This is a genomic window from Polynucleobacter sp. AP-Sanab-80-C2 (assembly GCF_035012965.1).
GTDB lineage: Bacteria > Pseudomonadota > Gammaproteobacteria > Burkholderiales > Burkholderiaceae > Polynucleobacter.
In genome coordinates, this window is record NZ_JAYGQS010000002.1 from 118,410 (window position 1) to 141,100 (window position 22,691).

The window sequence follows — 22,691 nt, forward strand, 5'->3', positions numbered from 1 at the left end:
CACTTTATTGCTTGATTAATTTGCCAATCAGTTTTTCAAAGTCGGCTTCATCGAAGTGGAGATTATCAAAGCGCATGATCGAAAGATGCTGAGGCGGATCAATTCTACGTTGGGCATATTGATCCCAGTGCGCTAACTTCCATTCATCTCTAGCGTCACCACGCTTTTGCATACGAACCTTTGCTTCATTCTCATCGAGATCAATCCACGCAATGGATATGCTGGTCTGGAGTGGTATCCCCAATGCTTCTGGATCCAGCATCCTGCCGCTGTGTATTTCTTTCGAAAAGGGACCCACCAAAATCACGTTTACTCCAAGTAATAAGTTTTCTCTGGCGATATCTAGTAAGCCTTGATATTCCCAGTCACGCAGATTCTCGAGATAGTAGGGGCTATCGCGATCATTGGGGTTCTGGGTGGTAAGTTGCATCACATGGGCGCTATAAGCTCCATAGACCGTATCTTTATCCAAGAAGAAAAAGTCCTCCCCTGTTTTCTCAATAATGAGGGGAAGTGCCTTTTTGGCTAAAGTGGACTTGCCAGTCCCTGCGTGCCCTGCAAAGAGGATCAGGCGGGGTGCGTTAGGGGTGAGTTTGCAGATCATTTGTTACTAGTCTCGCAGAAATGAGGGGTAAGAGTGGAAATATCTCCTATTTTTCTGAAGTGACGATAATGTCGCCATGGCTTTAATCGTACTGACTGATGCAAAACTGGCTTTTGGCCATGTTGACCTCCTCGCAAATACCGCTTTTTCACTCGAATCTGGCGAACGTGTTGGCCTCATTGGCCGCAATGGCACAGGTAAATCTTCTTTATTGAAGATTTTGGCTGGTATTGAAAAAATGGATGATGGCTTGTTGCAATATCAACAAGGTCTGCGAATTTCTTATGTACCTCAAGAACCGATCTTTGATGCTGAAGAAACCGTGTTTGAAGCAGTTTCAAAGGGTGTAGCTGAGGCTAAAGCTCTGCGCGAAGAGTACGAAGCCCTGAGCGTGGGCGAGTGGGATGACGCCGCTCACCATCGTTTAGACGAGGTGCAATCTAAGCTTGAGGCTTTGAGTGGCTGGAACTGGGAGCAGCGTGTTCATGAAACCTTAGACCGCTTGCATTTAGATGCCGAAGTCAAGATCAGCACTCTTTCTGGTGGCACAAAGAAGCGGGTGGCTCTAGCGCGTGCTTTAGTAGAGGTGCCTGATGTGCTGTTATTGGATGAGCCCACCAACCACTTGGATTTAGATTCGATTGCCTGGTTAGAAGAGCTCCTGAAAGAATATCAAGGTTCTGTCATTTTGATTACCCATGATCGTGCTTTCTTGGATAACGTTTGTACTCAAATTGTTGAGCTTGATCGCGGTATTTTGAGGAGCTACCCTGGTAATTTCACGCAATACGAAGTTCTTAAGGATCAAGAGCTAAATGCAGAATCCCTAGCTAATGCTCGTGCAGATAAATTGCTAGCTCAAGAAGAAGTCTGGATTCGGAAAGGGGTCGAGGCGCGCCGCACACGCAGTGTGGCCCGAATCGCTCGCTTAGAAAAGTTACGCTCTAGTCGTGCGGAGCGCAGAGATGCGATCGGTCAAGTCAAGCTTGCAGTATCTGCTGGAGATCGCAGTGGCAAGATCGTTGCAGAACTAGAAAACGTGAGTAAATCTTACGGCAGACCGATTGTGAAAGATTTCACGGCAACCATCTTGCGCGGTGATAAGGTTGGATTGCTTGGACCTAATGGCGCAGGCAAAACCACTTTGCTAAAACTCATTTTGGGTACGATTGCACCCGATTCTGGAACGGCAACGATGGGTACTCGTATTGAAGTGGCTTATTTTGACCAGATGCGGGAAGGTCTTGATCTCAATGCTTCTCTTGAGGATTACATTAGTCCGGGGAGCGAGTGGATTGAAATTAACGGCAATAAAAAACATGTCAAGAGTTATTTGAGCGATTTCTTATTCGCGCCTGAGAGAACCAATTCCCCTGTCAGCACCTTATCTGGTGGCGAGCGCAACCGTCTTTTACTCGCACGTTTGTTTGCTCGCCCAGCCAACGTCTTGGTCTTGGATGAACCAACCAATGACTTAGATATCGATACCCTTGATTTGCTGGAGCAATTGTTACAAGACTATAAGGGTACGGTTTTCTTGGTGAGTCATGATCGTTATTTTTTGGATAACGTAGTGACCAGCATTATTGCTAATGAGGGTGATGGCTTCTGGCGTGAGTATGAAGGTGGCTATGAAGACTGGAAAATTCAAAAGGCGCGCTCTGACAAAATTCGTGCTGCAAACTCTAATCAAAAGTCCACCCCGAAGGCAGAAGTCAAGTCTGAGCCTATAGTAGAAGTAAAGTCAGTGGCTAAGCCAGCAGCTAAGAGTGGGGTGCAAAAACTCAATGGCAAAGAGCGTCAAGAGCTAGAGACCTTGCCTTTGGAAATTGAGCAATTCGAAATAGAGCAAGCTGATATTGGCATTGCCATGAGCAATCCTGATTTATATAAGAATGAACCAGAGTTAGCCGCTAGTATGCAAGCGCGTTTAAGTGAAATTACTGAGCAGTTAGAGCAAAAATTACAGCGTTGGGAGCAACTCTTAAGTCGCTCTGAGTCTTAATGCCTTATGGGATCAATCGCCCCGTTTCAGGCGAGCCCGTAACTCAGCGATTTCATCAAGAAGATTCAAAGCCAGGGCAACGCCGGGAACATTGAGTTCTAAGTCATGACTCAGATGCGCTGCGGTCTTAGCTCTTCTCAAAGAGTCACCACCAAAACGCCAATCCTCTGGGGAAGAGCCGGTAGGACTTAAAACTCCTTCTGTGACCCACGACATGATCATGTCCTCAGGTGTACGTGAAGCGTGTGAGAGCTCCACAATGCTCATATGTACTTCGTTTTCAACCACGCTACCTTCAATCCAAGTGATATTTGTAGTGTTTATTTGCGTCATCGCATCATCCCTTCAAATGGGTTCTGGGGTTGAAATCAAAAGCCTTTTCAAAAGCTTGATAAGCCTCTTTGTGGGCGTCACTATCTGCAGGTGGTAGTGCAATGGTTGGGACAACAAACAGATCACCCGGTTCAGCGCTTGGAATACCCTTACCTTTAAGGCGCATCTTGCGGCCAGCCACAGTGCCTGCAGGAATCTTCAGTTCTAAGGTAGAGCCTGTAGGAGTGGGGATATTCACTGTTGTGCCCAAGGTGGCTTCCCATGGTGCTAAAGGAATATCAATGAATACATCTTTTCCATCCACGCGATAGATCGGGCTTTGGTGGAATTCAATTTCGAGATAGAGATCACCCGCTGGCCCTTCGCCAATTCCAGGTCCACCTTGGCCGGAGAGCCTGAGGTTTTGCCCAGCTTTAATTCCCTTCGGAATGCTGACATCGAGTTTGCGTTCTTGCGTAGTGACATGCCCACTCGCATCTTGGGTCGGCATGTGTAAGGCAATCGTCCGCTTGGCGCCGTTATAGGCGTCAGCAAGATCAATCAAAATTTTGGCGTGATGATCTTGACCTTTGAAATTCATGCCTTGGCGTGGATTACCGCTGTTACTGCCTCGTCCACCTTGGCGATGCTTGCCTCTACCAAAAAGAGATTCAAAGAATTCACTTTGATCACCCTCGAAGCCGCCACCATAGCCAGGGTGACCGCCACCATAGTCGGTATCAGAATATTCAAAGCCTTCATTCCAATTTGGGGGAGGCGTGAAGTCTTGACCGTTTTTCCAGTTAGCACCAAAGCGATCATAGGCAGCACGCTTCTCGGTATCTTTTAAGACTGCGTAAGCTTCGCCAATTTCTTTGAACTGCTCTTCAGCACCAGCCTCTTTATTCACATCTGGGTGATATTTGCGAGCTAACTTTCGGTAAGCTGTTTTGATTTCTGCCTCGGTGGCCGTCCGTGCAACACCGAGGGTTTCGTAGTAATCCCTAAATTTCATAAGCCAGTATTAATCCTAAATACGTAGTGGATTAATTCTACAGGCGTATTAGCTCATGACACCAATTTGCCAGGGCACAAACTCATAATCCCCCAAGCCTAAAAGCTCGCTCTTGGAGGGTTCGCCTGAGGCAGTTCTGAGGAACAATTCAAAAATGCGTTGACCCATCTCCTGAACCGAGACCGTGCCATCCAATATTTCCCCGCAATTAATGTCCATGTCTTCGGTAAGTCGCTGATACATCGGGGTATTCGTAGCCAGTTTGATACAAGGAGCGGGCTTAGAACCGAACATCGATCCACGACCAGTCGTGAAAGCGATGAGATTAGCGCCGCCGGCAATTTGTCCGGTAGCAGAAACTGGATCAAATCCAGGGGTATCCATAAAGACAAACCCCTTAGTTGTAACTGGTTCTGCGTATCGGTAGACTTCCATGAGTGGGCCAGTGCCACCCTTCATAGAAGAACCTAGAGACTTCTCAAAAATATTGGCGAGACCACCAATTTGATTGCCTGGGCTCACTTGACCATTAATTTGCACATCGCGACCTACTGAGTACTCATCTTTCCACCAACGAATCCGTTTGATGAGTTTTTCGCCAACCGATTGATTTGCTGCGCGGCGGGTGAGGGTATGTTCAACACCATAGATCTCTGGCGTCTCAGACAAAATTCCAGTACCGCCATGACGAGACAAAATATCAATCGCTGCTCCTAATGCTGGATTGGCAGTAATCGAAGAAAAGCCATCGGAACCGCCGCATTGCAAGCCAACAGTCAGATGACTGGCGGAAACAGTTTCTCGTTTGGCTTTATTGGCTTCTGGTAATAGAGCCTTCACTGCCTCGATACCCGCTTCAATTGTTTTGCGAGTGCCACCAGACTCTTGCATGATGAAGGTATGTAAGTTTGTTCCTGCCTTGAGGTCTTCCTGTTCCATCAAGCCTTTGAGTTGATTGCGCTCACAACCTAAACCGACGATGAGTGCAGCAGCGAGGTTAGGGTGGCGTGCATAACCAGCAATCGTGCGGCGTAGCAATTGCATGGGCTCACCACTCATTTCCATACCGCAACCGATATCATGGCTAAATGCCACCACACCATCTACATTCGGAAACTCTTTTAATCTTTCGGGTGTAAACCAATCCGCAATTTTGTTCACAACCGTTGCAGAGCAGTTTACGGTTGACAGGATGCCTATGAAATTGCGGGTGCCTACTTGACCATTCGGTCTGACGTAGCCTTGGAAAGTGGCACGCTCTGACTCAGGCAACATTTGTGTAGGTTTGAATTCGCTTGCATAGGCATAGTCACGATCAAATTCACGAAACTCTGTATTGTGGCTATGAACCATGGTGCCAGGTTCAATATCGACGTTAGCAAAACCTACAGTGACGTTGTATTTCAGAATGGGCTCGCCCTTGAGAATCTTTTTGGCAGCTATCTTGTAACCTGCAGGCACTTGGCTACGACTTGTAAAGCCCTCGCTCGGCACTTCAGCACCAATGCCGATGTCAATTCGTGCCACGACTATATTGTCGTTTGGGTGTAAGCGAATGATCGGGCCGATCAGGCGTTTTTCGGAAATTTCAATCATGGATTTCTTTCAATAAGATAGTTTGATTATTCAGCAGTCGCGCCAGATTTCTTCACAATCGGACCCCACTTAGCAACCTCGGACTTAATGTATTCGCCTAATTGATTGGGTGTGCTGGTGATGATTTCAAATCCTTTGCCATTTATTTGACCTTTGATTTCTGGATTATTCAGAACGCTAATGAGTTGAGAATTGAGTTTGTCAACTACTGATTTTGGCGTATTCGCTGGCGCTACGATTGCATACACGAGCTCTACTTCAAATTTTGGTAAGTATTCTGAAATTGCTGGAATCTCAGGAGCACTAGGCGAGCGTTTTAGGCTCGTAATGCCTAGAGGAATTAATTTTCCAGAGCGAACATAGGGGAGTGCAGCTGGAGTACCTACTAGCGCAGTCTCAATTTGACCGCCAAGCACATCTGTTAATGCCGGTGCAGCACCTTTGTAAGGCACGTGCAGAATATCAGTGCCTGCCTGAGTATTAAAGAGCTCGCCACCAAGGTGAAGCGGTGTGCCAGCTCCCGATGAACCAAAGCTCACCTTATTTGGGTTGGCTTTAGCGTAAGTAATCAATTCAGGAATAGTCTTGAAAGGTGCGGAAGGGTTTGCTACAAATAGCAAAGATGAAGAAGCGACTAGGCTTACTGGTGCAAAGTCTTTAATCAGGTTGTAATTTAATTTTTTATACAAAGTTTCGTTAATCGCTTGTGTACCTACCATCATGAGAAAGAGGGTGTATCCATCTGGTTTGGCGTTAGCAACATATTCTGCTGCTAGGTTAGCGCCAGCACCTGGTTTATTTTCAATAATAATGGGCTGACCAAGATTGTCACCCAGCTTAGGAGCAAAACCTCTCGCCAAAACATCTGAAGGACCGCCAGCAGCAAATGGAATGATCAATTTGATGGGTTGAGTAGGGTAGCTCTGTGCCTGTGAGCTTGTGGCAAAGCTCATAGTGACCAGCGACAATGCTAAAAAGATTTTTCTCATGTAATGTTCTCCGTGTTCTTAATGTGTATTCTTATTCAATCTTGATTTAAATGCATTGTAAAAAATGAAAATTATTCAGGCGACAATCTTTCCGCTGTCAATACCGCTGATTGAGCCCATCAAAATGGCCAAAGAGCTGATTGTGGATGCCAAAACCGTATTACTTCGTTTAACGGATGATGAGGGGCGCCAAAGCTGGGGTGAGGCTTCTGTTGCACCACTCATGACTGGGGAGACTCTCGATAGTCTATTGGCTAGCGTCAAGTATCTGGTAGAAAGCGCCCGCGCTATCGACTGGAGTGACCCAGCGCTGTTCTCCACATCTTGTGATGCGATCCTATATGGCAATCCATCTGCCAAGTCTTGCCTAGAGATGGCATTACTTGATCTATATACGCAGAAAAAATCTATTCCTTTATGGAAATATTTGCGCACATTAACTGGTGATGCTGTTTCATCGGCGCCGGCTGATCTTCCATTGCTTCGGATGCTAGGCGGTTCGCTAGAAAAAGAGATGGCTGATGCCAAATCATTTCGCGAAGCTGGATTTAAGCATTGGAAAATTAAGATAGGCTCGCTATCACTTGAAGAAGACCTACATCGCGTAAAGCTACTTTCCGATCTGCTCGAAGGTGATGTTATCTCGGTAGATGCTAACGGCGCTATGTCTTTGGATAATGCAATTCGTTTTTGTGAATCTACGCAAGCAAGCAAATTATCTTTTGCAGAACAGCTCATCCATGCAGATTCTCCCTTGGCAGATTTTGTATTGCTCAAGCAGCGCTCGCCAATTCCAATTGGCCTAGATGAGTCTATCCATGGCTCTAATGAAATTGAGGAATTCAGGAAGGCGAATGCGCTCGATGGCGCAAGCCTCAAGTTAATTAAGACGGGCGGAGTATTAGGGGCATGGAAATGCGCGCAACTCTTGCGAAGCAATAATCTCAAGCTCAATCTTGCTTGCAAAGTAGCTGAAACATCCTTATCAGGTGCTGCAACAGCAGCTGTTGGTTTTGCGATCGGTGAAGCGCCTTGGGGATTTAGCATGTCAAATCAATATCTACGTTTTGATATTTGCGATCAACCATTAATAGCAAAGCATGGTCATCTTGATGTTCATCAGCTCAGCAGTACCGGAGTTGGAATTACTCCCAACCTGGATCGCGTTAAAGATGCTGTAGCTCAAGCCTATTCCATCATTCAATATTAAGAACATCAAAAGCAGCTTTTAATCTCTTGGAGTAGGAGTCTGAAACGGTTTTAATTTCTTCTGGGGTCCACTTCCTAAAGCCTTCGCCTGCTTTCATGCCCGTTTTTCCATCGGCCATGAGTTGAACAACTTTAGGTGGCAGGGTGGTGATATTAGAAAGTGATGGGTAAATCTCTTTAGCGGCATTAGCCATGCCATCCCATCCTGAAATTTCTTTTTGGGTCATAGGTCCAACGGCAGCATAGCGGAAACCAAAGCTATATCTCACTGCATCATCAATATCTTCCGGTGTCGCGATACCCTCTTGAACTAGCGAGAGGGCCTCTCTCATTAATGCATGTTGAATACGATTGGCTAAAAATCCGGGGATATCTTTTTTGACCAAGACAGGCTTCTTACCTATGGCCTTATAAAGCTCGCAAGCTTGCTCCGCAAATTGGATGGCAGTCTTTTGTCCCATGACGATTTCAACTAAGGGTACGACTTCTGCTGGCATGAAGTAGTGAGCACCCATCATGCGCTTGGCAGTCTTGAGCCCCTCTGCAATTTTGCTGATGGGGAAGCCAGAACTATTGCTACCAATCGGAATATTTTCTGGCACCACTTGATCAAGATACTGGAATACCCGTTGCTTGAGTTCTAAGTTCTCGGCCACGGTCTCAATCACCCAAGAAAAGTTGCCCCAATCTTGCCATTTCTCTAAGACTCCAACGAATTGCTGCTTCTTCATGTCAGCTTCATCTTTGGTGGCATTGTCTCCATCCACGCCAATTTTTTTTGCCAGAGCGATGGCTTTATCCAAGCAAGCATCAGCCTTGTCTTTTGATCTACCTAAAATAACCACTGGGATATTTTTGGCAATAAAGCCGGCTGCAATGCCAGCACCCATTATCCCGGTTCCGATAACAGCTACAGATTTCATAGTTTTAAACCTATACGGTTAAGTAATAAATGATTGCTGATCACTTCAGATCAATAAGTGCTTAAGGTTATCATTAATTATGGTTTAATAGTTCAATAATAAAACTTACTTGTCCGTATAACTTATCTAAGGAGCCCCCTTCATGACGATGCATAACCCCTTCCAGCCGGTTGAGAAGATCAAAACAGAAGTTTTTTCTACGATGCCTGAGAAATTCAGAAAGAAATCACGCACAGGTTGGTCCGATCCAAATCGTCAAGGCGCTGAAGTAGAGTGCTTTTTAGAGGGGCCCTCCTTTGATCGTGAAGGCAATTTATGGTTTGTCGATATTCCTTTCGGTCGCGTTTTCCGCATTGATACCAAGGGTGAATGGGAGCTTATTACTCAGTACGACGGATGGCCTAATGGCTTGAAGTTTCATAAAGACGGCCGCGCATTTATTTGCGACTACAAAGCAGGCTTGCTTGCACTTGATCCAAAGACTGGAAAAATCGAAACAATCTTGGGTTCGATGTATAGCGAAAACTTCAAAGGTTTAAATGATTTGCATTTTGCCTCCAATGGCGATTTGTATTTCACTGATCAAGGGCAGACAGGTATTGCTGATCCAACAGGGCGCGTATTTAGATTGCGCGCCAATGGTCAATTAGATCGCTTAGCGCTCAACGTACCAAGTCCTAACGGCATCACTTTGAATACACAAGAAAAGCATGTATTTGTAGCGGCTACTAGATCCCAGCAAATCTGGAGACTACCTTTGATGGCTGACGGCTCTGTGTCTAAAACAGGCGTGGCAGTTCAACTGACTGGCGGCGTAGCAGGTCCTGACGGGATTGAGATGGATTCAGAAAATGGCTTGTTGGTATGTCATCTTGGGATTGGTATCTGGAGATTTGATAACAATATGTTGCCAACTCACTTGATCTATTCTGAGAACCCACATCACCATCATTTGGCCAATATGTGTTTTGGTGGTGCGGATGGTAAAGATCTCTACATCACCGAGTCTTTATCTGGCGACATTCTGAAAGCACGCGTACCAGTTGCTGGTAAAAAAATGTTTGGGCTTTCTTAATTGGCTGAGCGATTACCGTTATATAAGTCTCTAGCAAATACGCTAGAGCAGCGTATTTATAACGGTGATTGGTCTGTGGGATCTGTCTTACCTGCCGAGGCGGACCTCTGTCGTGATTTTCAATCCAGTCGGCACACCTTGCGGCATGCCCTGCAAATTCTGGAAACGAATGGCTTGATTTATCGTCATCAGGGCGCTCCTACTAAAGTGGTATCACGGCAGCGCTTACGGCGCTTTACACAAAGCTTTAATTCTCCAATCGATATCTTGAGTTATTCACGAGATACTTATCGTGAAAATTTAGTTGAAGAATATATCGAGCTCAATGAGCGCCTCAGTCAAATTGTTGGGGCGCCTCTGGGATCATCTTGGTACCACATTGGCGGGATTCGTAAACGTCAACAAGCCGAAGAAGTTATTGCTTGGACCGATATTTATATCTTGCCTCGGTTTGCCTCGCTGACAAAAGATCCCGAACATACTCAGGTGATGGTTTATGAGCAGATCGAGAAAAAGTATGGTGCTCGAATTGAGCGGGCTGAAGTCGATGTGTACGCCGCTTTGGCGCCACCTGAGGTTGCAGTAAAGCTCAACATCAAGCCTGACACCTCATGCTTGGTAATTATTCGTCGCTACTTCGACGATCAAGATAAGTTATTTGAGGTAACAGTAACGCATCACCCAGAAAATAAGTATGTCTACAGCATGGAATTTAAAGCGAGCTCAGAGGTTTAGGTCACGATGAAATATTTAGCCATTGCTGACGCTGAAGTATTCATTTCAAAAGCACTGCAGTCGCAAAAAGTTCCTGCGGCCGATGCCGATACGATTGCAAATCTCATGGTGCAGTCTGATCTGGTTGGGGCTGATGGTCATGGCATTTTTCGTTTACCCGCTTATCTCAAAAGAATTCAGGCTGGGGGCGTGAATCTCAAGCCGAACATTCATATAGAGCGTGAGCAGGGTGCTACAGCACTGATTAATGGTGATAACGCTTTAGGTCATTTGGTGATGGACAAAGCCGTTCAACTTGCCATTGAAAAGGTAAAGCAACATAGTGTCTGCTGGATTGGTAGTCATTACGGCAATCATTCAGGCGCCGCCTCAGTCTATGTTCGCAAGATAGCAGAGCAAGGCTATATTGGAATTTATATGGCAGTTGGTAATGCAAACCATATGGCGCCCTGGGGAGGAATTGACTTATTACTCTCTACTAACCCTATCGCTATTGCAGTGCCAGCGGGTGATGGCCCTATGGTACTGCTGGATATTGCGACGACTGTAGCGGCTTATGGCAAGGTGAAAGTCGCGGCACAAAAAGGCGAGACTATTCCGGATGATTGGATGATTGACCGTCAAGGTAAGCCCATTACAGATCCTAAAAAATCGGCTGAGGGTTCACTATTGCCCATTGGTGGCTATAAGGGATATGGCTTAGCAGTGATGATTGGCTTGCTTGCAGGCACCCTGAATAATGCGGCAGTTGGTAAAGGTACGATTGATTTCAATGCACATCACGACTTAGTAACCAACACTGGGCAAACGATTATTGCAGTTGATCCAAGCGCTTTTGGAGATCAGGAAGCTTTTATTGGTAGAGTGATTGCATTGATAGAGGACTTAAAAAATTCTGCCACACTACCTGGTGTTAAAGCAGTTCGTGTTCCAGGTGAAGGCTCAGCCAAGACTATGGCCGAGAGAAATCGAATGGGTATTCCGGTGTCCCCGGAGCTGCTCGATGTATTAAACACTTGCGCTCAGGAGTGCGGTATTACAGCTTTAGATTTATAACATGACTGGAGGAGACAATATGTTCAAAAAATTTATTAAAAACATAGCAATCAGTGCAGCAGTGATACCAGCAGTTGTTCCAGTCCTGATGGGTTCAGCATTTGCTGCTTACCCAGATAAACCGATCAAGATGATGATCGGCTATGCTCCCGGAAGCTCTACTGACATTGTTGGTAGGATGATTGCCAATGATCTTAGTCTTGCTTTAAAGCAGCCCATCATTGTAGAAAATCGTGGCGGGGCTGCTGGTAGCTTAGCTGCAGACGCAGTTGCAAAAAGTAGCTCAGATGGCTACACCATTTTATTTGCGCAAAATGGTTTAGCAATTAATGTGGCAGCCAATCCAAAGCTACCATTTAATGGACAAAAAGATTTACTTCCAGTGGTCGGTGTTGCAGCGACTCCCCATATCTTGATCGTCAATAACAATTCTCCAGCTAAGACAGTGGCCGATTTAATTGGGATGCTCAAAGCCGATCCCGGTAAGTTAAGTTTTGGTTCTTCTGGAATCGGAAATTCAGATCACATGGCAGGCGAATTATTTTTAGCTACTACTGGATTGCAAGCGATTCATATTCCGTACAAAGGTGGGTCACCTGCCGCAACGGATTTAGTTGGTGGTCAAATTGATTTTTACTTTGCCGGCATGCCAGTTGGTCTACCTCTATATAGGGGCGATAAGGTCAAGGCCTTGGCAGTGACTAGTAAGAATCGCTTTAGTGGTGCTCCAGAATTGGTCACTATTCAAGAGGCGGGTGTGAAGGGTTATGAAATGGCTTTGTGGCAGGGTATGTTTGTGCCAGCTGGCACGTCACCAGCCATTATTAAGGAGCTGAACAATTCTGTTTTGAAGATTTTAGAAACACCTGAAATGAAAGATCGCTTTCAAAAGGCCGGTGTACAAATTGCCCCAATGAATACACAGCAATTTTCAGACCTTTATTTCTCCGATATTGCTCGGTGGAAAGTCGTTATAGAGAAAGCCAAGATCAAGCTAGATTAACTCTTCATTTCTCTAAACATCATTAAGCGCTGAGGTCGAATACTAAGACTTCAGCGCTTTTTCCATGAGAGATAGCCAATTGATTTTCATCCTGAAGCATGAGGGCGTCTCCATCATTCAAAACCTGACCGTTCACCTGCAGTGAGCCACGAATCAGGTGAACGTAGGCTTTGCGGCTCGGGTCCAATGTAAGCGAAGTGGATTGATCGTCATTAAATAGGCCCGCGTACATCTTCGCATCCGCAGAAATCGATACCGACCCATCTTGACCATCTGGCGATGCAACCAAGCGGAGGGTACCTTCTTTGCTTGCCGGCGGAATGGTCTTCTGCTCATAGCCAGGTGCAATTTCTAAAACATTAGGGTCAATCCAGATTTGTAGGAAATGAGTCGTTTGATCTTTTGCGTGATTAAATTCGCTATGGGTGACACCGCTACCTGCGCTCATGCGTTGGATATCTCCCGGAGGAATACCTTTGACGTTTCCCATACTGTCTTGATGTGCCAATTCACCGGATAGTACATAGCTGATGATTTCCATATTGCGATGACCGTGCTTACCAAAGCCCATTCCTGGCGCAACGCGGTCTTCATTAATGACTCTGAGATTCCCCCAACCCATAAACTTCGGGTCCTGGTATCCCGCAAAGGAAAATGAGTGGAAGCTTTTGAGCCAGCCATGATCTGCATAGCCCCTATCTTCAGATTTTCTGAGAAATAACATGTTGACCGCCGTTTATTTTGATGAAATTGGGATAAGGACATTATCATTAGCTTTTAGAATATTTGCTGATCGGTAGCGTATGGCAAGCTTTAAAGACAATACTAAGGAAACCTTTTTAGGTCTCATTGAGAGCGCTCAGGAATGGTGGGCAGACTTTACTCAATTCTTGCAAGAGACTTGGCCGCTTTTGATATTGCTCCTAGCTATTCTCATGGGTATCTGGTGGTACGCAGATCCACCTCCACCTCGCCATGTATTAATGGCAACCGGATCTCCCGGTAGTTCTAATGAGCTTTTAGGCAAACGTTACGCTGAATTTTTTGCTAAAAAAGGAATTACTCTTGAGCTAGTGGCTACCAATGGCGCACAGGAAAATATTGATCGCTTAGCAGACCGTAAAGATGATCTCCAAGCTGCTTTTGTTCAGGCAGGCGTTGTCCATACGTCAGGAGTGACTGGTGTCGAGTCCTTAGGTGTTATTGCTTATGACCCTGTTTGGTTTTTCTATCGGGGCTCAGAACTGAAGGAGAAAGATTTTCAAGGTTTTGATAGCAAGTTTCAGTATTTCTTAAGCAAAAAAATCTCCATTGGCATAGAGGGTAGCGGTACTTACGCACAGGCCACGAAAATTCTCAAACTTTCAGGCTATGAGCCAGGACCCAGTTTTCTAAAACTTCCACCAGATCAGGCTATTCAGGCAATTCAAAAAGGAGAGATTGATGGAGTTTTTATTGTAGATACCTATTACTCTCAAAATGTACAAGCCTTATTGAATGATCCTAATTTACAAATTGGTACGTTTGGAAGAGCAGAGGCCTATGTCAAACTGATTCCATATCTGCGCATACTGAATGTACCTGAAGGTGCATTTGATTTAAAACGTAATTTCCCCAGTAGTGATATGAAACTTCTTGCCACTACTACCAATCTGCTGATTGATGATCGCATGCATCCGGCAATACAATTTTTATTTCTAGAAGCCGCAAAAGAGATTAATGGCAAGGCATCTTTTTTTGCTGCTAGAGGCGAGTTCCCCTCATTTAAAAATACGATGCTTCCAGAAAGCTCGGTTGCGATTCATTACGAAAAGAATAGCTATCCATTTTTAGTGGCCTACTTACCATTCTGGCTTGCAGAATTAGTCAATCGACTGGTTTTTATTTTGCTGCCATTCCTGGTGATTTCTTATCCCTTGTTGCAAGCACTGCCTGGCTATAGAACAAGGCGGATGCAAAACAAAATTAATCGCTTGTATTCGGACTTAAAAGGTTTTGAGCAAGAGTTGCTGACCAATTTTGATTTAAGTCTTCGGGATGAGTACCTGAAAAGATTAGACGTCCTCGAATATCAAGCTCTCACCATTCAGGTTTCTAGGCGTCTAGCAAGCGATTGCTATGCTTTGCGCACTAGCATTGACTATGTGCGTAACTGTCTCAATCGAGGGGTTCAACCTTATCAGATTAACGAGACATCAGTCGCACTTGCAACACAAGTAATTAATAAGATGGAGCCACCTGTATAACTTATTCACTTTCCCCGGATCTGCTGGGGAATTTAAAGGAAGCGTAACGCACAATCGCATTTGCGATGGCCAAGATGAGAATAGTTAACCCCATGAGAAGAATTGCCATATCTGCTTCATGCTTGGTGTTGACTAAATCAATAATGAGGCGAGTGACCGCAGTAATGGCAACATAGATCAAGAAGCGCACGGGCATGTGGTTGGTCTTGAAATAAATACCAACCATCGCGCCAATTTCTAAGTAGATAAATAGAAGTAGCAAGTCCTCAATCGATGCAACCCCTTTACCTACCATTCCCATGAAGGCGACTGCTGCAGACCAAACAGTAGCAGCACCAATGCCAAACAAGGCAATGCGATGAAAGAGCGAGACAAATAGATTGCCAATAGGCACTGTCCATTTTTCTACGATAGCCTCAATCTTGTTCGCGTCTTTTGGGGAAGTCGGGGTCATATTTATAAGGCCTCTATCGTTTTATCAATGAGTTTCTGTGTATTTCTCAAATGGGCAAAATTAACCAAGGGTGTCAGCCCAGATATTGTGAGCCCAGCCCCAGGCATAAACACCTTCTAGGGTGGTTGGGCCAGGTGAGACTCCTCCAGAACCAGGGACTGGCTTAAAGGTCTTTTCAGCGGTGATGTATTGATGAACGCTCGCTACGTGTACCACTTCTTTGGCATTGACAAAGCTGTAGCAAGTATTGGTCAACACAGGGGCGGGATTCATTTCCCAGCCGCTGAGTTCGGCCACAATGGCTGCGGCTGCAACTTTAGCGTGCTGGTTAGCCATGTGTCCGGATTTAGGCATAGCAAAGGCCACTTGAATCGAATCGCCCAATACGTGGATATCTTTTTGAGCAGTCGATTCAAAATTGATGAAGTTCACATTCACCCAGCGTCCATTCGAATTCGCAAGTCCAGTTTTGACAGCGATGTCACCAGCGCTCATGGCTGGCAATAAGTTCAAAACATCCGCTTTGAGATCATCTTGTATTTCAAACTTAATCGTTTTAGTTTTAGCATCTACAGCAGTCACATTATGTTTTGGCAGATACTCGATCATGCCGGCGTATTGTTCAGCCCATACCTTCTTAAATAAGGCACCCTTAGAAGTGACATCTTGATTGGCGTCGAGGATGAGCACCTTTGACTTTGGCTTGTTCTGCTTGAAGTAGCTTGCTACTTGGCAGGCGCGTTCATAAGGGCCAGGAGGGCAACGATAAGGAGCTTCTGGAATGCTCAGGGCATAAGTCCCACCATCGCGCATGGAGGCGAGTTGTTTATGGAGAGCAACAGTCTCAGCTCCAGCCTTCCATGCTTGGAGGGTGACGCCCGCTTTGTTGGCTTGCGCAAGCCCTTCAATGCTATTCATCATTAAGGAAACACCGGGCGAAACAATGACTTTGTCATAAGGAAGTGTTTTTCCGGATGCAAGCTTCACGGTCTTCTTATCTGGGTCGATACTCGCCACGCTGTCCTGAATAATCTTGATGCCATGACGTTTGCTCAAATTGTCATATGGACTAGTAAGCTCTGCTAGCTTACGTGAGCCGCCAATCACTAAATTCGAGAGTGGGCAAGAAACAAACGAAGCATTGGGCTCAATTAAGGTTACCTTAGCGGTGTTGTTTGAAAAGAGGCGCAGATACTTAGCGGCGGTAGCACCACCATAGCCGCCACCAATAACAAGGATTTCTGCTTTTTGTAAGTTTGCGCGTGCTTGACCAGAGAAGCCAGCAAGTAATCCCAGTGTTGCTGCACTGTGGCCAATAAAGTGACGACGATCCATGATGTGCTCCTATTATTTCTTGCCAAGTTGATTGGCGATGATTTCGAGTTGCTCGTCAGAGTAGCCTTTAGCTAACTGCGGCATGATGGTGCCTTCGCGCGCTCCAGATTTAAATGCCTTGAGTTGGGTCAGCATTTGCTCGCTGCTCAATTGGTTGATGAGTGGCATGCCGCCATCAACCACACCTTTACCATCGGTTCCATGGCAGTTAGCGCAAGTCGCAGCTAATCCACGGTGATATAACTTGGTAGCATCGGCACTTTGTGCATGGCTGATACCAGTCAATGCATAAAAGTGAACAAGGGCGCACATCAATAGGGCAGACTTTATTTGTTTAGCTTGCATAGGAAGCAATCTCCGTTCTGATGAATATGCGCCAAAAGTAAGCGGTCGCATAAAAGTTTCTAGCCCTATCTTAAACAAGAAATCCCTGATTAGGGGCATATGACTCATAGGGATTTTTCATAAGCTCATTCAATAAAGTGTATATGTCAGCTTTTCATTGGCAGGGGGCTTAAGCCTATAAACTATAGGTATGCGTGGTTCCTTTCCCCTTCGATATGCACTCCTTACCCTCGTTTTAGTGGTAATTACCTATCTTTATGGCTTGGACAGTCGCTTTGCCCCTAAAAATGGGGACGAGTATCCCTATATGCATATTGTTCGGATGACAGCTGATACTGGTCATTGGTTGCCACTCCAATCTCAAATGGACGGGATTAAAAATACCAAGCCCCCATTAATTTTTTGGCAAGGCATTGTGAGTACCAGTTGGGCAAGCCAATGGAGTCTCGAAAACTTACGTTTGCCTAGCGTTCTCTATACAGGGCTCACTGCTTTTTTTCTCTTTTTAGCAGTACGTCGATTTACCGGTAATACCCAAACTGGATTCTTGGCAGCCTTCGTTTGGTTATCTTTTTTTGCAACTTATCGTTATGGGCGCCCATTTCTCACGGACCCTCCAGAAGTGCTGTGGCTAAGCTTGCCATTCTTGGCGCTTTTATATTGGGGGAAGAGTGCCTTTGAGTCCAAACTCTTATTCCCACTATTGGCAGGCCTGAGTTTTGGTTTAGCACTCTTTGCAAAATCATTTGCGTATATTGTTCCTGCTTCCTTAGCGCTCGGCTTGTATTACTGGTACTGGCGAAAATGGAATATTTCTCAAACGCTCATCCGAGATCTCTATAAATTAATCCTCATTGGCCTGTTGGCCTTGGGCGTTTTCGGGTTATGGTTTGTTCTTGATCCTCAGCCAGATGCAGTTTGGAAAGAATTTGTGCTGGGTGAGAATGCTGGTAAGTTTGCCGCACGTAGCTCTAACTACTTGCTAGATTTCGTTCGCGGTGGCGATAGCATCTGGATGTTGCTCATTACGACGATCGCTAATACTGGCTTATTTATATTTGTACTTCTGTCCACATTAATCCAATGTTGGCGTGAACGTCGTCTTTTGTCGACAGAAGAAATTTTATTGTTCTTGCTAATTGCTACATTCTTGCTGGTGTTCAGCTTACCAAGTCAACGCTCTGGTCGTTATCTCTTGCCCGTGATGCCTGCCTTTGCAGTACTGATTGCTTTGCGCTGGGAGCGTTTACCTTTATGGGGCTTTCGCATTAGCTTGGTATTGCAGGGTATGGTGCTAGCGATTTTGTTCTGGCTTGGGTTGCATTTACAAGGCTCTCATTTTGATGGTAGTTCAGAGTCGTGGATGTATCACCCGCTGCACTGGCTATTGATGGGCACCTCTTTCATCATTGTGTTACTTGGTCTGATCAAGAGAGGTCACTGTAAGACTTTGGCACTCATCGGATGCTTTTTAATTTACTGTGCACTTACGAGTAGTCTTAGTCCATTAGAGGGGCATTTGGGTCGCTTTTCTGCAGCGACGATTGCGCAAGTCAATGGTAAAGATGTTTGGATTCCCTGTGACTATCGGGCAAAAGATGAAGAATATCGCTTGCTATTGCCAGGTGCTCAATTGCATGGCTATCTTGCGAAAGAGGCAGGTAATGTTGAGGGTCTTATCAAAACCTATCCTTTAGTTGCGGTGCAGTCTCCATTGGGCCTTGCGCCTAGCATTTGTAGCTCATGTCAGATCATTGGCCAAAGAATGGAAATGAGGGCGCGTCACTCTGATGAAGAGATTAAAGCCATGTTACTTGGTAAGGTTGGTGAACATCTTTTTGTTAATGAGTACTTAATAGCAACACCGGTTTCTAATACTGAGTTGTTGAATGTAAAGGATGTTTGTAGATGAGTCGTGTGATTGCCCTCTGTTTTTTGTTACTAGCTGCTGTCATTGGATTTCTCCATATTGATAGTCGCCCTGCTTGGGCGCCATTTTCAGGAAATGAAGTGATTGCACAAGAAGCAGATGAAACAAATCAAGCGCAGCCAGAAAGCAAAGTAACTGCTAAGACAAAAGTACCTTCACAACCTTCTATTGCTAGCCCACGTACTGATTGGCTGCCCGATACCGGTGCACCGTCTGTGCATGCTGCCTCACTAATTGCATTAAAAGATGGTGCTGTTAGAGCGTTTTGGTTTGCAGGTAGCCGTGAAGGCGCGCCTGATGTGGTGATTAATACGGCTGTATTTGATCCCAAAACAAACGCTTGGGCGGCACCTACAGTGGTGATCGATCGAGTGGGTGCCGAAAAAGGCTTATCACGCTATATCGCCAAATTAGGCAACCCCGTTCCTGCGCGTTTGCCAGATGGCCGCTTGCAATTATTTTTTGTGACGGTCTCGATTGGGGGCTGGGCTGGAAGTTCAATCTCTACCATGCTGTCAGATGATGATGGTTTGACTTGGGGTCGTCCTCAACGCTTAATTACTTCGCCATTTGTTAATCTAAGTACCTTAGTGAAGTCGCCTGCAGTGCAAATGACCGATGGACGCTTGGGACTGCCGGCTTATCATGAATGGATCGGCCGCTTTGGTGAGTTTTTGAGGTTAGATATAACTCAAGTCATTGATAAGCGGCGTATGAGTTCGGGTCGTAGCGCAATTCAGCCGGCTGTGTTTGTGAATGAAGCCCAAGATGCTACTGCATATTTCAGGCAAACTAGAAGCGCTGGGCAAGCAAAGCGCATTCCGGTGAGTCTCACGCGAAATGCGGGCCAATCATGGCAATCTGCTACCGATCTGGAAATTGAGAATCCTAATTCTGCGGTAGCTGGATTAACTCTGAAGAACGGCGCCCATCTATTAGTGCTGAATAATATTGAGGCAGGGCGCTATCGCTTGGTATTCATGATGAGCAATCCTAAGTCGGGACAATGGCAAGTTATTGAGGTGCTAGAAAATGATGAAGCATTACCAGACCAAGAGCGCAAAGAGTTTTCTTATCCCTACCTAATTAGCGCCAGTGGTAGCGATGCGCACTTAGTCTATACCTGGGACCGTAAAAAGATTCGGCATCTGTATTTCTCCAGCGCATGGCTTGATCGTGCTTATAGTCAGTTGCCGGTACAAAGCAATGCTGGATCGAGTATCGAAGTGAAGGAGGCGCAATAATGAATGATCTGATGCAAACCTTTGCTTTGATAGAGATGTCTATTACTTGCTCTTTGGTCCTCATGTTAGGAATTCAAAAGTTCTCTCAACTGAAATTTCCATTAGCAGCAAAACTTCTCTTGTTATTCGTACTGACCAACCTCTTTTTTTGGCGATTAGGGATGTTTATGGAGCTTCCATTAGCGGCTTATGTGCGTGGGGTGGTCGGTGATTTAAGTATCGTGAGTACTTTGCTGTTATGGAGCACCTTGCTGCCTAGTCATAAGGGTGCCCCCATAGCATTTAAGTGGAGTATTGCCATCATTGCACTCTGTTTTTATCCTTTTGCATTAGGTCTGAGCATGATTGATCCTTATGCATGGGGTTACGGCTCGAATATTTTCTTGCTTGCCGTACTTCTATCGGCTGTCATTTGTGCGCTTGCCAATTGGACTAAGGGAACTTGGATCATTGGCCTAGCTATCATTGCTTGGGTCATTCATTGGCATGAGTCTGCCAATCTTTGGGATTACCTATTAGATCCACTCTTGGTAATCTGGTCAATCTTTGCGCTAGTGAGTTTGTTTCTTCAAAAGCGCAAAGAGAAGTTCCGCTCTGGTTATTTATTTAGACCGGGTTGAGATCAAAAATAAAGCCAGCGTGTAGCTGGCTTTATTCATAGACAGAGTGAACTGCTTAGTCTGCGTAAGCTCCAGCCTTACGAATCACAGGACCCCATTTATTGATTTCAGCATCGAGATGATCTTGCAATCCTTTTGGAGTTCTCTTTGCTGGTGAAACGATTTCAATGTTGGACTCCGCTAAGCGGGCTTTGACTTCTGGATCGTTCAGAGCAACGTTCAGTGCCTTGTTAATCTTATTAACAACTGCAGGAGGCGTGCCCTTGGAGACATACATACCATGCCAAACTTTTACTTCGAACCCTTTAAGGCCCTGTTCATCCAAAGTAGGGATGTTCGACAGAGCTGGCAGACGCTTTGGTGTTGTCACACCATAAGCTTTAACCAAGCCATCTTTAATGTAAGGGACAGTCTGTGTAGTCTGATCACAAAGGAGGTCTACTTGCCCACCCAGTAAATCTGTTAGAGCAGGACCAGTTCCCTTGTAAGGTACGGTGGTTAATTCAACACCTTCACGTGACATGAATAAGAGGCCGCATAACTGAGACACTGCACCAGGACCGGCATTTGCCAAAGTGACTTTATCTTTATTAGCCTTAATGTAAGCCTCTAACTCTTTAAAGTTATTCGGTGGGAAATTCTTACGACCTAAGAGCACCATGGGTACATCTACTACTTGGCCGATGTATTCAAAATCCTTCATTGGATCAAAGTTTAATTTTTTGTACAAAGCTGGTGCGGTTGCCATACCCATGTGGTGAATAAACACGGTGTAACCATCTGGAGCAGAACGTGCCACCCGGGTTGCAGCAATCGTGCCGCCAGCACCAACGGTATTTTCAACAATGACCGTTTGTCCCAATTCTTTGCCCATTGGTACGGCAATCAGACGCGCAACGGCGTCAGTTGGACCACCAGCAGAAAAGGGTACAACAAGCGTAATCGGTTTATTTGGGTAAACATCTGCACTCAATGCATTGCCAGCGAGTAGTGCTGAAGCAGCCATTGCGCAGAAACCAGTGAAAAGTGATTTACGTAATTTCATAGTTAGTCTCTAGTGTTAGTGATTAAAACGTTGGGGTGCAGATTTGTTAAAAGCTATTTTGCCAGTTTTCTTGATAAAAATGAGTTTTGCTGGGGATTAGTGTTTACCAGCAAGCGCCAGCGTTCTTTGGGCCAATAGGACCACTGGGCGATCAATCATTCTGCCATCCAGCTTTACAGCACCCCCTTTTGAGGCATGATCTGCTTCGATCACTCTCTGGGCCCATCGAATTTCTTCTTCAGTGGGCATAAACGCAGTCTGAACAATAGCCACTTGCTTAGGATGGATACACAGTTTTGCGCCAAAGCCCATGCGTTTCGCTCTTTCAGCATCGTCAGTGATACGAGGTAGATCATCGGTTGAGGGTGTCACCCCATCAATTGGAGGGGCAATTTGGGCCAAGCGGGAAGCTAAAACGATTTGATAGCGAGCCGTTTGCAGTTCAGTTTCTTGGGGATCACAGATCATGCCCAAGTCAGCTTGTAAATCAAGATTGCCTAGGGCAAGACGGAGCACTTGATTGGCGGTGGATATTTCTCGGAGTCGGTCTAAGCCAATCGCTGTTTCAATCATGGGAATGATGGCGGTGTTCGGTAGCACTAGGGCTGCACCATTGATTTGATCAACGGACTCGCTCTTGGGAATCAGTAAGCAGGCTACTTGTAATTCTTGGGCCAGAATCAAATCAGCGGAATAAAACTTGGATCCCGGAGAGTTGGTACGAATCACAAGACGCTTCTTTTGTTCAGCTGAAAACTGTGGCCAAGCAGTGCGGATTGCAGTTCGAGCTGCCTCTTTATCTTCTTCTGCTACAGCATCTTCTAGATCTAAGATAACCCCATGAGCACCGCTATCCAGGGCTTTGATAAAACGCTCGGGGCGAGTGCCTGGCACAAATAAAAAGTCACAACTAAAGCCTAGCGGGGTATCAAGTGGATTCATGAAAGTCT

At 45.6% G+C, this 22,691-nt stretch carries 22 protein-coding genes; 10 read left to right on the plus strand and 12 right to left on the minus strand.

Translation table 11 applies throughout. From position 1 onward, the window contains the following. Positions 1–4 precede the first annotated feature (4 nt). On the minus strand, positions 5–604 hold the full coding sequence (locus VC178_RS03780; RefSeq protein WP_323481645.1) for an AAA family ATPase: 600 nt from the start codon (positions 602–604) through the stop codon (positions 5–7). Positions 605–680: 76 nt separating this feature from the next. On the opposite strand from VC178_RS03780, the gene VC178_RS03785 reads away from it, so the two are divergent. Continuing rightward, positions 681–2,609, plus strand: coding sequence for an ATP-binding cassette domain-containing protein (locus VC178_RS03785; protein ID WP_215296677.1), 1,929 nt, complete (start codon positions 681–683; stop codon positions 2,607–2,609). Between the two features lie 12 nt (positions 2,610–2,621). Here VC178_RS03785 and VC178_RS03790 read toward each other — a convergent pair whose 3' ends face one another. The 4 genes from VC178_RS03790 to VC178_RS03805 are packed head-to-tail and all read right to left on the minus strand — an operon-like array spanning position 2,622 to position 6,521. Next, positions 2,622–2,942, minus strand: coding sequence for a chaperone modulator CbpM (locus VC178_RS03790; protein ID WP_215296678.1), 321 nt, complete (start codon positions 2,940–2,942; stop codon positions 2,622–2,624). 4 nt (positions 2,943–2,946) lie between these two features. Beyond that, a complete protein-coding gene (locus tag VC178_RS03795) occupies positions 2,947–3,936 on the minus strand; it encodes a DnaJ C-terminal domain-containing protein (RefSeq protein WP_323481646.1) in 990 nt (329 codons plus the stop codon). Between the two features lie 48 nt (positions 3,937–3,984). Then, entirely contained in the window at positions 3,985–5,532 is a 1,548-nt protein-coding gene (locus VC178_RS03800; protein ID WP_215296680.1) for a UxaA family hydrolase, read from the minus strand. A 26-nt stretch (positions 5,533–5,558) separates the two neighbouring features. After that, complete coding sequence (locus VC178_RS03805; RefSeq protein WP_323481647.1) at positions 5,559–6,521, minus strand: tripartite tricarboxylate transporter substrate binding protein; 963 nt, start codon at positions 6,519–6,521, stop codon at positions 5,559–5,561. 64 nt (positions 6,522–6,585) lie between these two features. On the opposite strand from VC178_RS03805, the gene VC178_RS03810 reads away from it, so the two are divergent. Beyond that, a complete protein-coding gene (locus VC178_RS03810) occupies positions 6,586–7,731 on the plus strand; it encodes a mandelate racemase/muconate lactonizing enzyme family protein (RefSeq protein ID WP_323481648.1) in 1,146 nt (381 codons plus the stop codon). Here VC178_RS03810 and VC178_RS03815 read toward each other — a convergent pair. Further along, positions 7,718–8,653 carry a 3-hydroxyacyl-CoA dehydrogenase family protein gene (locus tag VC178_RS03815; RefSeq protein WP_323481649.1) on the minus strand — a complete coding sequence of 312 codons (936 nt, stop codon included), beginning with the start codon at positions 8,651–8,653 and terminating at the stop codon, positions 7,718–7,720. The two genes, VC178_RS03810 and VC178_RS03815, sit on opposite strands and share 14 nt — an antisense overlap. Before the next feature lie 142 nt (positions 8,654–8,795). Between VC178_RS03815 and VC178_RS03820 the strand changes: the two genes are divergently transcribed. Genes VC178_RS03820 through VC178_RS03835 form a run of 4 tightly spaced genes read left to right on the plus strand, consistent with a single transcriptional unit; the run spans position 8,796 to position 12,522 of the window. Further along, positions 8,796–9,728, plus strand: coding sequence for an SMP-30/gluconolactonase/LRE family protein (locus tag VC178_RS03820; protein WP_251370061.1), 933 nt, complete (start codon positions 8,796–8,798; stop codon positions 9,726–9,728). Continuing rightward, entirely contained in the window at positions 9,729–10,463 is a 735-nt protein-coding gene (locus VC178_RS03825) for a GntR family transcriptional regulator (protein WP_216176148.1), read from the plus strand. It abuts the gene before it with no gap. 6 nt (positions 10,464–10,469) lie between these two features. After that, positions 10,470–11,519 (plus strand): Ldh family oxidoreductase, encoded by a 1,050-nt coding sequence (locus VC178_RS03830; RefSeq protein WP_323481650.1) that lies wholly within the window; start codon positions 10,470–10,472, stop codon positions 11,517–11,519. Between the two features lie 19 nt (positions 11,520–11,538). Next, the gene (locus tag VC178_RS03835; RefSeq protein WP_323481651.1) at positions 11,539–12,522 is read left to right on the plus strand and encodes a tripartite tricarboxylate transporter substrate binding protein; all 984 of its coding nucleotides are present in this window, start codon (positions 11,539–11,541) and stop codon (positions 12,520–12,522) included. A gap of 22 nt (positions 12,523–12,544) precedes the next feature. Here the strand turns inward: VC178_RS03835 and VC178_RS03840 are convergent, their stop codons facing one another. Next, positions 12,545–13,246, minus strand: a complete 702-nt coding sequence (locus tag VC178_RS03840; RefSeq protein ID WP_323481652.1) for a pirin family protein — start codon at positions 13,244–13,246, stop codon at positions 12,545–12,547. Positions 13,247–13,325: 79 nt separating this feature from the next. Between VC178_RS03840 and VC178_RS03845 the strand changes: the two genes are divergently transcribed. Further along, positions 13,326–14,768: a TAXI family TRAP transporter solute-binding subunit gene (locus VC178_RS03845; RefSeq protein WP_323481653.1), complete on the plus strand. Its 1,443-nt coding sequence runs from the start codon at positions 13,326–13,328 to the stop codon at positions 14,766–14,768. Between the two features lies 1 nt (position 14,769). On the opposite strand, the gene VC178_RS03850 is transcribed toward VC178_RS03845, so the two are convergent. The 3 genes from VC178_RS03850 to VC178_RS03860 are packed head-to-tail and all read right to left on the minus strand — an operon-like array spanning position 14,770 to position 16,902. After that, positions 14,770–15,222, minus strand: coding sequence for a phosphate-starvation-inducible protein PsiE (locus tag VC178_RS03850; protein WP_216860801.1), 453 nt, complete (start codon positions 15,220–15,222; stop codon positions 14,770–14,772). Between the two features lie 60 nt (positions 15,223–15,282). After that, entirely contained in the window at positions 15,283–16,557 is a 1,275-nt protein-coding gene (locus VC178_RS03855) for an NAD(P)/FAD-dependent oxidoreductase (RefSeq protein WP_215320105.1), read from the minus strand. Positions 16,558–16,569: 12 nt separating this feature from the next. Next, positions 16,570–16,902: a c-type cytochrome gene (locus VC178_RS03860; protein ID WP_323481654.1), complete on the minus strand. Its 333-nt coding sequence runs from the start codon at positions 16,900–16,902 to the stop codon at positions 16,570–16,572. Between the two features lie 190 nt (positions 16,903–17,092). On the opposite strand from VC178_RS03860, the gene VC178_RS03865 reads away from it, so the two are divergent. From VC178_RS03865 to VC178_RS03875, 3 genes are read left to right on the plus strand one after another with little or no spacing between them, the layout of a single operon-like run. After that, positions 17,093–18,814, plus strand: a complete 1,722-nt coding sequence (locus VC178_RS03865; protein WP_323481655.1) for an ArnT family glycosyltransferase — start codon at positions 17,093–17,095, stop codon at positions 18,812–18,814. Continuing rightward, a complete protein-coding gene (locus VC178_RS03870) occupies positions 18,811–20,076 on the plus strand; it encodes a sialidase family protein (protein ID WP_323481656.1) in 1,266 nt (421 codons plus the stop codon). The genes VC178_RS03865 and VC178_RS03870 overlap by 4 nt, the downstream gene beginning before the upstream one ends. Continuing rightward, positions 20,076–20,696 carry a hypothetical protein gene (locus VC178_RS03875; RefSeq protein ID WP_323481657.1) on the plus strand — a complete coding sequence of 207 codons (621 nt, stop codon included), beginning with the start codon at positions 20,076–20,078 and terminating at the stop codon, positions 20,694–20,696. Before VC178_RS03870 ends, VC178_RS03875 begins: the two co-directional genes overlap by 1 nt. Positions 20,697–20,751: 55 nt before the next feature. Here the strand turns inward: VC178_RS03875 and VC178_RS03880 are convergent, their stop codons facing one another. Both VC178_RS03880 and VC178_RS03885 read right to left on the minus strand, forming a co-directional pair. Continuing rightward, on the minus strand, positions 20,752–21,741 hold the full coding sequence (locus VC178_RS03880; protein WP_215296694.1) for a tripartite tricarboxylate transporter substrate binding protein BugD: 990 nt from the start codon (positions 21,739–21,741) through the stop codon (positions 20,752–20,754). Between the two features lie 96 nt (positions 21,742–21,837). After that, positions 21,838–22,683, minus strand: a complete 846-nt coding sequence (locus VC178_RS03885; protein WP_323481658.1) for a CoA ester lyase — start codon at positions 22,681–22,683, stop codon at positions 21,838–21,840. Between the last annotated feature and the right edge of the window lie 8 nt (positions 22,684–22,691).